At 72.6% G+C, this 10430-nt stretch carries 10 protein-coding genes; 3 read left to right on the top strand and 7 right to left on the bottom strand.

Features of this window, described 5'->3' with window-relative positions; all coding sequences use genetic code 11:
• Positions 1-3 precede the first annotated feature (3 nt).
• The 6 genes from F6X68_RS25445 to F6X68_RS25470 form a co-directional block, all read right to left on the bottom strand.
• Positions 4-1185 carry an ROK family protein gene (locus tag F6X68_RS25445; RefSeq protein ID WP_151456649.1) on the bottom strand — a complete coding sequence of 394 codons (1182 nt, stop codon included), beginning with the start codon at positions 1183-1185 and terminating at the stop codon, positions 4-6.
• Between the two features lie 26 nt (positions 1186-1211).
• The gene (locus F6X68_RS25450; RefSeq protein ID WP_151456650.1) at positions 1212-2471 is read right to left on the bottom strand and encodes a sugar ABC transporter permease; all 1260 of its coding nucleotides are present in this window, start codon (positions 2469-2471) and stop codon (positions 1212-1214) included.
• Positions 2468-3292, bottom strand: coding sequence for an ATP-binding cassette domain-containing protein (locus tag F6X68_RS25455; RefSeq protein ID WP_151456651.1), 825 nt, complete (start codon positions 3290-3292; stop codon positions 2468-2470). Before F6X68_RS25455 ends, F6X68_RS25450 begins: the two co-directional genes overlap by 4 nt.
• 105 nt (positions 3293-3397) lie before the next feature.
• Complete coding sequence (locus F6X68_RS25460; RefSeq protein ID WP_151456652.1) at positions 3398-4495, bottom strand: sugar ABC transporter substrate-binding protein; 1098 nt, start codon at positions 4493-4495, stop codon at positions 3398-3400.
• A 193-nt stretch (positions 4496-4688) separates the two neighbouring features.
• A complete protein-coding gene (gene ybaK, locus F6X68_RS25465) occupies positions 4689-5168 on the bottom strand; it encodes a Cys-tRNA(Pro) deacylase (RefSeq protein ID WP_151456653.1) in 480 nt (159 codons plus the stop codon).
• Positions 5169-5231: 63 nt separating this feature from the next.
• Positions 5232-6455 carry a methyltransferase domain-containing protein gene (locus F6X68_RS25470; protein ID WP_151456654.1) on the bottom strand — a complete coding sequence of 408 codons (1224 nt, stop codon included), beginning with the start codon at positions 6453-6455 and terminating at the stop codon, positions 5232-5234.
• A 249-nt stretch (positions 6456-6704) separates the two neighbouring features.
• Here F6X68_RS25470 and groES point away from each other — a divergent pair, with 249 nt between their 5' ends.
• On the top strand, positions 6705-7019 hold the full coding sequence (groES, locus tag F6X68_RS25475) for a co-chaperone GroES (protein WP_088998427.1): 315 nt from the start codon (positions 6705-6707) through the stop codon (positions 7017-7019).
• A gap of 70 nt (positions 7020-7089) precedes the next feature.
• Positions 7090-8736, top strand: a complete 1647-nt coding sequence (gene groL / locus F6X68_RS25480) for a chaperonin GroEL (RefSeq protein ID WP_151456655.1) — start codon at positions 7090-7092, stop codon at positions 8734-8736.
• A 182-nt stretch (positions 8737-8918) separates the two neighbouring features.
• On the opposite strand, the gene F6X68_RS25485 is transcribed toward groL, so the two are convergent.
• Entirely contained in the window at positions 8919-9302 is a 384-nt protein-coding gene (locus tag F6X68_RS25485; RefSeq protein WP_089003203.1) for a WhiB family transcriptional regulator, read from the bottom strand.
• A 252-nt stretch (positions 9303-9554) separates the two neighbouring features.
• Here F6X68_RS25485 and F6X68_RS25490 point away from each other — a divergent pair, with 252 nt between their 5' ends.
• Complete coding sequence (locus F6X68_RS25490; protein ID WP_151456656.1) at positions 9555-10379, top strand: helix-turn-helix transcriptional regulator; 825 nt, start codon at positions 9555-9557, stop codon at positions 10377-10379.
• Positions 10380-10430: the final 51 nt, after the last annotated feature.

Here is a 10430-nt window from a genome sequence, read left to right on the forward strand (position 1 = left end):
CGGTCAGCCGACGTCGAGGGGGTCCGCCAGCAGGCGTTCGAAGGCCAGTTCGGCGGCGCCGATCAGCGCCGCGTCGTCCCCGAGCTTCGGGGTGCGCAGCCGGACGTGCTCCAGGCAGGCGGGCAGGGCCATCGAGTTGAGCCGGCTGCGGACCTGGGCCGCCGCCGCGAGGTAGAGGTCCCGCATGCCGCCGCCGAAGATGACCATCTCCGGGTTGAAGATGTTCACCAGGTTGGCGACCCCGAAGCCGAGCCAGTCGCCGGCCTGGCGTACCGCCGTCTGCGCCCGCAGGTCGCCACGGTCGGCGGCGTCGAAGACGGCCAGCAGCGCGTCGCGGCCCCGCGCGTCGGAGCGGCCGGCCGCGCGCAGCAGCGCGTGCTCGCCGATCTCGGTCTCCCAGCAGCCCCGGGAGCCGCACTCGCAGGGCGCGCCGTCGCGGACGACCACCATGTGGCCGACCTCGCCGCCGTAGCCGCCGTGCCCGGTCAGCCGCCGCCCACCGGCGATGATGCCGGCGCCGACGCCCACGTCCCCGTACAGGTAGATGACGTTGTCACAGCCGGCCGCCGCGCCCCGGGCGTGCTCGGCGAAGGCCGCCACGTCGGCCACGTTGCCGACCGTGACCGGCACGTCGCAGCCCAGCTCGGCGCCGAGCGCCGCGCCGATCGGCTCGTCCACCCATCCGGTGGTCGGGCCCAGCCGGACCAGCCCGTCGTCGCGGCGGACCATGCCGCAGACCGCGACGCCCGCGCCGACGCAGACGGCGTCCGCCGGCGCGCTCTGCTGCATGTCCTTGACCGCCCCGGCCAGCAGCGGGGCGGCCTCCGCGGCGGTCAGACCCCGGGGGCGGTCCAGCTCCCGGCGGTCGAGCACCGCGCCGCCGAGACCGATCCGCGCGGCGCGCAGCCGGTCCACCTCGATGCTGTACGCGTACGCGTGCACCCGGTCCGACTCGGGCCGGACGACCAGCGACGGTCGCCCGGCCCGACCGGTCTCCTTCGGCGTCCCCTCGCTGACCAGCCCGGCGCCGGCCAGGTCGGCGGTCAGCGCGCCGATGGTGCTGCGGTTGAGCCCCAGCGTGGTGGTGAGCTCGGCACGGGTGGTGGCCCCGTGCACGTGCACGTACCGCAGCAACGCGCCCAGGTTCTGCCGGCGGATCTCGTCCTGGCTCGGTCCTGCGCGCATCGCCGTCGTCACTTCCGGTGCCGCGGTCAGCGGTTGCCGGTGGCGGTGGAACGCCGGCGGGAGAACGCGTCCACGCTCGCGGCGAGCAGCAGCACCACGCCGGTGACCACGTACTTCACCCCCGAGCTGTATCCCATCAGGCCCATCCCGTTGTCGATGACCGCGACGACCGCGCCACCGAGGACGGCGTCCAGCACCCGGCCCTTGCCGCCGAAGAGGCTGGTGCCTCCGATGACGGCCGCGCCGACCGCGTAGAGCAGTACATCACTGCCGCCTGTGTTGGGGTCCACCGAGTTGGCCCGGCTGGCGGCGACGATGCCGCCGACGGCCGCCATCGAGGAGCAGATCACGAAGACCGAGATGCGGATGCGGTCCACGTTGATGCCGGCGCGGCGCGCCGCCTCCTTGTTGCCGCCCACCGCGTAGACGTGCCGGCCGTAGCTGGTGCGCTGGAGCACGAAGGTCCAGAAGACCAGCAGCACCGCGATGATCGGCACCACGATCGGCACGCCCTTGAGCGAGCTGATCACGACGTTGCGGCTGCGCTCCAGGTTGAGGATGAAGACCGCGACGCCGAGGACGAGCGCCAGCCCGCCGATGCGGGCGAAGACCACCGCGATCGGGTCGGTGACCAGACCCCGGGCGACCCGCGTACGGTGCCGGAGCAGTTGCACGGCCGCGTAGCCGGCGACCGCCACCGCGGCCAGCAGCCAGCCCAGGACGGGCGGGAGGTTGCGGTTGGCGATGGCCACCAGCACCTCGTCGCGCACCGAGATGTTGGCGCCCTCCTCCATCAGCATCAGCACGATGCCCTGGAAGGCGAGGAACCCGGCGAGGGTCACCACGAACGACGGGATGCCGATCTTCGCGACGAGGAAGCCGAGGGTGGTGCCGATCGCCACGCCGGTGACGATCGCGGCGATCACGGCCACGTACCACGGGTAGCCGAGCACGGTGACCACGTTGGCGAGGATGGCGGCGCAGACGCCGCTGGCGAAGCCGGCGGAGAGGTCGATCTCGCCGAGCAGCAGGACGAAGACCAGCCCCATGGCGATCAGCGTGACCGCGGCGCCCTGGGTGAACAGGTTGGCGAAGTTGCCGGCGCTGAGGAACGTCGGCTGCATGATCGAGAAGACCGTGCAGAGCACGACCAGGCCGAGTACGGCGGGCAGCGCCCCGATGTCGCCGCCACGGACCCGACCGACGTAGTTGCGGACGTGGCTGGCGAGGGTGGCCGGCGGTGTGACGGCCGCCGGGCCGTCCTTGTGCACGACGGTGGTGGTCATCGGACGCCTCCTGAGTTGCTGCCGGCCGGCCCTGCGCCGTTCCCGTTGCCGCCGTTGGTCGGCTCGGCGGCGAGCCCGAGCCCGCCGGAGCGACCGGCGGTGATCAGCTCGACCACCTGCGAGTGGGTGATGTCGGTGGTCTTCACCTGGGCGACCATCTGGCCGAGGTAGAGCGCGGCGATCCGGTCGGAGACGGCGAAGACGTCGTTCATGTTGTGCGAGATGAGCACCACGGCGAGGCCGTTGTCGGCGAGCCGGCGGACCAGTTCGAGCACCTGGGCGGTCTGCGCGACGCCCAGCGCGGCGGTCGGCTCGTCGAGGATGACGAGCTTGCTGTTCCAGAGCACGGCCTTGGCGATCGCGACGGTCTGGCGCTGGCCGCCGGAGAGGCTGGAGACGTGCTGCCGCAGCGACTTCACGGTCCGTACGCTGAGCCCGGCGAGGGTGTCGGCGGCCATCTGCTCCATGGTCGGCTCGTCGAGCACGATGCCGCTGCGCTTCTCCCGGCCGAGGAACATGTTCTGCACGATGTCGAGGTTGTCGCAGAGCGCGAGGTCCTGGTAGACGACCTCGATGCCGAGCGCGGCGGCGTCGCGGGGGCTGTTGATGGTCACCGGTCGGCCGTCGAAGCGGAACTCGCCGGCGTCGGTGGGGTGGATGCCGCTGATGCACTTGACGAGGGTCGACTTGCCGGCGCCGTTGTCGCCGACCAGCGCGGTCACCTCGCCCGGGTGGGCGGTGAAGGCGACGTCGCGCAGGACCTGGACGGGACCGAAGCTCTTGTCGATCCCGCGTAGTTCCAGCAGGGGGGTTGCGGACACGGGGGCTCCTTCAGGTGGAGGGGAGGTCTCGGATCCCGTCCGGCGCGAACCGCCGCCCGGCACAGGGTCCGTGCCGGGCGGCGTGCGCGTGGAATCGGGTACGGGTCAGCTGATGCCGGCGTCGGCGCAGAGCTTGGCGTACGCCCCGGCGCAGACCTCGTCCTTGGTGACGAAGCCGTCGGCGATGACGTCCTTGACGTTCTCCTTGAAGATCAGCTTCGGGGTCAGCAGGACCGACGGGACGTCCCGGCCGCCCTCCGGGTCCTTGACCGTCTGGCCGGTCTCCTTCTTCTCACCCTTGGCGACCGCGATGGCCAGGTCCGAGGCGGCCTTCGCCTCCTCCTTGATCGCCTTGTAGACGGTCATGCACTGGTCGCCGGAGAGGATGTTCTGCAGGCCTTGCGGGGTGGCGTCCTGGCCGGTCACCGGGACCTTGCCGTTGAGCTTGTTCTTCTTCAGCACCGAGATGGCCGCGTTGCCGAGGCCGTCGTTGGCGGCGAGCACGCCGTCGATCTTGCCCCGCTGCTGGGTCAGCATCTGCTCGAAGATCGTGGCCGCCTGGGTGTTGTCCCACTCCGGCACGTTCTGGTCCGGGCCCTTGGTGTACTCCTTCGAGTCGAACTTCGGCTTGAGCACCGAGTCGTACCCGTTCTTGAACAGGGTGGCGTTGTTGTCGGTGGGGGAGCCGTTGAGGTACGCCACCACCGGGTTCTTGGCGCCCTTGTCGGTCAGGCACTTGCTCAGGCCCTCGCCCTGGAGCTTGCCGACGACCTCGTTGTCGAAGCTGACGTAGTAGGTGGCCGAGCCGCCCAGCGTGAGCCGGTCGTAGTCGATGGTCGCCACGCCCTGGGACTTCGCCTTGTCGAGGACGGCCTTGCCGGTGCCGGAGTCCAGGTTGACGATCATCAGGGCGGTCACGCCGTTGGTGATCATCTGGTCGGCGATGGTCTGGAACGCCGTCTTGTCGCCCTGGGCGTTCTGGATGTCGAAGTCGACGCCGGCCGCCTGGAACGCCTCCGTCAGGAACTTTCGGTCCGCGCCCTCCCAGCGGGCGGAGGACTTGCTGTCCGGAAGGATCACGCCGATCTTCGGCTTCTTCTCGGTGGAGCCGCCGGCATCGGAACCGGAGTCGTCGCCGCAGGCGGTCAGGCCGCCGGCGGCCAGCAGGCCCACAGCGGCGAAGGTGAGGAAGCCCTTGCGCATCAGCAGGGTCCTTTCGGGGGTGGGGGATGATGTTGGTTTGTTGTGTCCGGCAACGTATTCCGGTTCGCGCCGTGGGCACAAGAGCGCCGAGGTGGCGAGTTTGTTGTCGGCAGTAACAATTCAGCAACGTCCCTGACACCCGGCCGTCGTCCATCGGGGAGCGCTCTCTCGTGGCTGACGGGAGCGGCGCAGCTCAGCGGGCCGACAGCGGGGCCGTGACCGCCCCGGTGAGGGCGACGAGATCCTTCGGGGCGAGCTGGAGCTGAAGCCCGCGCCGGCCCGCCGAGACGTAGACGGTGGGATGGTCGAGCGCCGACGAGTCGAGCACCGTGGGCAGCCGCCGGCGCTGGCCGAGCGGGCTGATCCCGCCGCGCACGTAGCCGGTGGCCCGTTCGGCGACCGCCCGGTCGGCCATGGCGGCCCGCTTGCCGCCGACCGCCGCCGCGAGCGCCTTGAGGTCCAGCTCGCCGGTGACCGGCACGACCGCCACCGTCAGCGCGCCGTCGACCTCGGCGACCAGCGACTTGAAGACCCGCTCCGGCGGCACCCCCAGGGCCGCCGCGACCAGCGCGCCGTAGTGGGGCGCGTCCGGGGAGACGTCGTACGGATGGGTGCTGTGGGCGATCTTCCGCTTCGTCAGCAGCGCGGTCGCCGGAGTGCCCTGTCCCGCCATGACGGCCAAGCTAACCCGGCCCCGTACGACCCGCGAGCCGAAAAGGCCGGACGCCCCCGCGCGCTACCCGACCGGCCGGCAGACCAGCACCGTCGGCGCCCCGGCGACCCGGGTCAGCACCAGGCTGGCCGCCTCGCCCCCGGTCAGCCGCAGGTCCCGGCGGAGCTTCTCCGGCTCCAGGGCGGACCCGCGCTTGAGGATCTCCACCCGCCCGACCCGGCGCTCCCGCAGCAGCGCCCGCAGCCGCTTGAGCGAGAACGGCAGCACGTCGGTGACCTCCAGGCAGCGGGCGAACGGCGTCGGCGTCGGCGCGTCCGCGTAGAGGTAGGCGATGCTCGGGTCGGCCAGCGTCGCGCCCAGCGTCTCGGCCAGCTCCGCGACCAGGTGCGCGCGGACCACCGCCGGGTCGGGGTCGTACAGGAAGCGGCGCGCCGGGCCGACCGGTGCTTCGGCGTCCCCGGAGCCCGTCAACTGCCAGCAGGGGACCCTTCCGCTGCCGGAGGCGTCGACAGGGGGCCCTTCCTTGCCGTGCAGCCGGGTGGCGCGGCGGGGGACCTGCGCCAGCTCGCCGCACCACAGGGCCGCCTCGACCAGGTCGCCGTCGACGCTCACCCACTCCGCCTCGGCGCTCGCCGGGACCAGCGCGTGGTCGATGCCGGGCGCCACCTTCACGACGGTGTGCGGCACCCGCTCCGCCAGCCCGACGACGAAGTCCCAGGGCGGCGAGTAGGCGTTCGGGTCGAAGATCCGCCGCCCGGTGCCCGCCTTCCGGCGCGCCGGGTCGCAGAACACCCCGTCGACCCGGTCCACGTCGAACGCCGTGGCGTCGCCACACTCCACCGTGAACAGCTCGGCCAGCCCGGCCGCCTCGGCGTTCGCGGCGGCCATCGCGGCGGTCAGCGGGTCGGCCTCCACGCCGTACACCCGGATGCCGGCGCGGGCGGCGGCGAGCGCGTCCGCGCCGAGGCCGCAGCCGAGGTCGGCGAGGACGCGCACCCCGGCGGCCCGCAGCCGCTCGGCCCGCCGTGCCGCGACGACGCCCCGCGTGGCCTGCTCCAGCCCGGCCCGGGTGAGGAACATCCCGGCCGCCGCCGGCCCGAACTTGCCGACTGCCCGGCGGCGCAGCTCGGCCTGGGTGAGGGCGGCCGACGCCAGGTCGGCCGGCAGCCCCGTAGAGCGGAGCGCGGCCGCCGCGGTCAGCGGATCACCGCCGGCCACCCGCGCGGCGGCGGCGAGCGCGGCCGACCCCTCGGGCGTACGCAGGGCGGCGAGTTGGTCGAGATCCACCCGTTCATTGTGGTCGGCGGACCCGACGCGCCGGCCGGCGGGTTGGCACTCTCCTTGACGGAGTGCTAGCCGAGGAATAACCTGCGATTAGCACTCTCACCCCGAGGGTGCCAGCTTCCGGGCCCCATGGTCCGGCTGCTGAACGCCAGGCGGACCGGCACCCGCGACGACGGCCCCGCCCGGTGGCATGTGGCAGATTGACGCTGGTCGGCATGCCGGCCGGTAACGAAACCAAGTACCCGGGAGGGTATGCCCGTGACTACCGCGACCAAGGTTGCGATCAAGCCGCTCGAGGACCGCATCGTGGTCCAGGCGAACGAGGCCGAGACCACCACCGCCTCCGGCATCGTGATCCCCGACACCGCCAAGGAGAAGCCGCAGGAGGGCACCGTCCTCGCTGTCGGCCCGGGCCGGATCGACGACAAGGGCAACCGCGTGCCGGTCGACGTGAAGGTCGGCGACACCGTCCTCTACTCGAAGTACGGCGGCACCGAGGTCAAGTACGCCGGCGAGGAGTACCTGGTGCTCTCCGCCCGCGACGTCCTCGCGGTCATCGAGAAGTAAGCAACCGATCAGTGTCGTCGCCCCGGTCCGGCTCGCCGGGCCGGGGCGACGTCGCTTCGAAGGGACATTCATGGCGAAGATCCTGAGCTTCTCGGACGACGCCCGGCACCTGCTCGAGCACGGTGTCAACGCCCTCGCGGACGCGGTCAAGGTCACCCTCGGCCCGCGCGGGCGCAACGTCGTCCTGGACAAGAAGTTCGGTGTGCCCACGATCACCAACGACGGCGTGACCATCGCCAAGGAGATCGAGCTCACCAACCCCTACGAGAACCTCGGTGCGCAGCTGGTCAAGGAGGTGGCGACCAAGACCAACGACGTCGCCGGCGACGGGACCACCACCGCCACCGTGCTGGCCCAGGCGATGGTCCGCGAGGGCCTGCGCAACGTCACGGCCGGCGCCAACCCGGCCGGCCTCAAGCGGGGCATCGACGCGGCGGCCGCCAAGGTCTCCGAGGCGCTGCTCGGCCGCGCGGTCGAGGTCGCCGACAAGAAGTCGATCGCGCACGTCGCGACGATCTCCGCGCAGGACGCCACGATCGGCGAGCTGATCGCCGAGGCGATGGAGAGGGTCGGCCGCGACGGTGTCATCACCGTCGAGGAGGGCTCCGCCCTGCACACCGAGCTGGACGTGACCGAGGGTCTCCAGTTCGACAAGGGCTTCATCTCGCCCAACTTCGTCACCGACATGGAGTCGCAGGAGTCGGTCCTGGAGGACCCGTACATCCTGATCACGACCCAGAAGATCTCGGCGATCGAGGAGCTGCTGCCGCTGCTGGAGAAGGTCCTCCAGAACAGCAAGCCGCTGCTGATCATCGCCGAGGACGTCGACGGCCAGGCGCTGTCGACGCTGGTGGTCAACTCGATCCGCAAGACCCTCAAGGTCTGCGCGGTCAAGGCCCCCGGCTTCGGTGACCGGCGCAAGGCGATGCTCCAGGACATGGCGATCCTCACCGGCGCCGAGCTGGTCGCGCCCGAGCTGGGCTACAAGCTCGACCAGGTGGGCCTGGAGGTGCTCGGCACCGCCCGGCGCGTGGTGGTCGACAAGGAGAACACGACGGTCGTCGACGGCGGCGGCAAGTCGAGCGAGGTCGCCGACCGGGTCGCGCAGATCCGCAAGGAGATCGAGGCCTCGGACTCCGACTGGGACCGGGAGAAGCTCGCCGAGCGGCTGGCCAAGCTGTCCGGCGGCATCGCGGTCATCAAGGTCGGCGCCGCGACCGAGGTCGAGATGAAGGAGCGCAAGCACCGCATCGAGGACGCGATCGCCGCCACCAAGGCCGCGGTCGAGGAGGGCACCGTCCCCGGCGGCGGCGCCGCCCTGGTGCAGATCCTGCCGGCGCTCGACGACGACCTCGGCTTCACCGGGGACGAGAAGGTCGGCGTCTCGATCGTGCGCAAGTCGCTGGTCGAGCCGCTGCGCTGGATCGCCCAGAACGCCGGCCACGACGGCTACGTCGTGGTGCAGAAGGTCGCCGGCAAGGAGTGGGGCCACGGCCTCGACGCCGCCACCGGCGAGTACGTCGACCTGGCGAAGTCCGGCATCGTCGACCCGGTGAAGGTGACCCGCAACGCGGTCACCAACGCGGCGTCGATCGCCGGCCTGCTGCTCACCACGGAGAGCCTCGTGGTGGAGAAGCCGGAGAAGGCCGAGCCGGCCGCCGCCGGTGGGCACGGCCACAGCCACGGCCACGGCCACCAGCACGGCCCGGGCTTCTGACCCTCGCCGTACGCCCAGTCGGGGCGCACCGTCCGTGTGGCGGTGCGCCCCGACGCCTTTCAGCGGGCCGGGGGCGTGACCGTCGGCCGGCCGGTGCCTCGTGAACCCGGGCGGGAACGCCGCGACGCCGCGTCCCCGGCGGGGACGCGGCGTCGGTGTGGTCTATCGCGGAGGTTGCCGGCTCAGGCGATCTTGCGCTGGGCGGGGACGGTCGACCGGTGCGGCTGGCCCAGGCGGGCCTCCAGCCGGGCCACGTCGACCCGGCTCTGCCGGCGGTCGGCCAGGTCCTCCCAGCCGACGGCGAGCAACCGCAGCCGCTCCGACTCGCTGAAGCCGCCCCAGACGCCGTACGGCTCGCGTACGGCGAGGGCGTGGGCGGCGCACTCGGCCCGTACCGGGCAGGCGCGGCAGACGGCCTTCGCGCCGGACTCCCGGCGCAGGCGGGACGAGCCACGCTCGCCGTCCGGGTGGAAGAACTGCGCGCTGTCCCGGCCCCGGCAGGCACCGAGCCGCTGCCAGTCCCAGAGGTCGACGATGGGTCCGGGCAGTCTGCGTACGTTCGACATCAGCACCCCTCCTCCCGCGCGGCACCGCGCAGATCCTGGTGAATCGGCGTCCGGGCGACGGTCCGCGCAGGCGCGCCGTTTCCGGCCTGGGACCTCCGTACCCGGGCCGTCGCCGGCTCACACACCTGTGATCGAAAACTTCCGGCAACTAGCGGCATATGCCCCACTTGTCGGAAAAGTTCGGAGGATTGCCCGAACCCCCTCGCGACCCGACCCGGTCATGGTCTGCTTCTGGACGGAGAGGAGACCACTGTGCGTACGGTTCTCGTGTGCGTTCGGACACCGCTCGCGGCGCAGCATCTGGCGTCCGCGGCGGCACGGCTCGGGCTGTCCGCCGTGGTGCGGACGGCCGTCTCCGATCCCGAGGTGATGTTGCGGCTGGCCGAGCGCCCGGCCGACGTGGTGCTCGCGGACACGGCCCTCACCCGGCCGGACAGCGCGGGCTTCGTCCGGCGGGTGCTCGCCCGCGCGCCGCAGGCCTCCGTGCTGCTGCTCGGCACGGAGGAGTCGGAGGCCGCCGCGGCCACCATCAGCGCGGGTGCCCGGGGCCTCATCCAGGGCGTCGACCAGGACCTGACCAGCGCGGTGGCCAAGGCCCTGCTGCTGCTCTCCTCGCCCGGCCGGGCAGCCCGACGCCCGGCCACCGACCCGGCCCGGGACACCGCGGCGGTCGGCGGTCCCGCCCGTACCGGCCCGGCCGGCCGGCCGCCGGCCGAACCGGGACCCGGCTGGCAGGCGACGGCCCCCGACGGCCCGGGCGGCACCCCGACGGTGGTGCCGTCGCAGCGCGGCGACGACCCGGCCGAGCCCGCCGACGAGCCGGCCGAGGCCACGCCCTCCGGTCGGCGGTCCGGGCCCGGCCCGCGCGGCGGCCGGTCCCAGGTCGGGCTCACCGAACGCGAACTCCAGGTGCTGCTGGGCATGGCGGAGGGCAAGAGCAACGCCGAGATCGGCCGGGAGTTGTTCGTCTCGGAGGACACCGTGAAGACCCACGCCCGGCGGCTGTTCCGCAAGCTCGGCGCGCGGGACCGCGCGCACGCGGTGGCGGCCGGCTTCCGCGCCGGCCTGGTGGCCTGAACCGCACCCCCGGCCGCCCGGCCGCCCGGAAGGCCTCGGAGCGGGAGCCGG

Origin of the sequence: Micromonospora sp. AMSO12t, from assembly GCF_008806585.1 — a bacterium.
GTDB lineage: Bacteria > Actinomycetota > Actinomycetes > Mycobacteriales > Micromonosporaceae > Micromonospora > Micromonospora reichwaldensis.

Coding starts and splice junctions, on each gene's coding strand:
- F6X68_RS25445 (WP_151456649.1), bottom strand. CDS start 1,185: ATGCGCGCAGGACCGAGCCAGGACGAGATCCGCCGGCAGAACCTGGGC.
- F6X68_RS25450 (WP_151456650.1), bottom strand. CDS start 2,471: ATGACCACCACCGTCGTGCACAAGGACGGCCCGGCGGCCGTCACACCG.
- F6X68_RS25460 (WP_151456652.1), bottom strand. CDS start 4,495: ATGCGCAAGGGCTTCCTCACCTTCGCCGCTGTGGGCCTGCTGGCCGCC.
- ybaK (WP_151456653.1), bottom strand. CDS start 5,168: ATGGCGGGACAGGGCACTCCGGCGACCGCGCTGCTGACGAAGCGGAAG.
- groES (WP_088998427.1), top strand. CDS start 6,705: ATGCCCGTGACTACCGCGACCAAGGTTGCGATCAAGCCGCTCGAGGAC.
- groL (WP_151456655.1), top strand. CDS start 7,090: ATGGCGAAGATCCTGAGCTTCTCGGACGACGCCCGGCACCTGCTCGAG.
- F6X68_RS25485 (WP_089003203.1), bottom strand. CDS start 9,302: ATGTCGAACGTACGCAGACTGCCCGGACCCATCGTCGACCTCTGGGAC.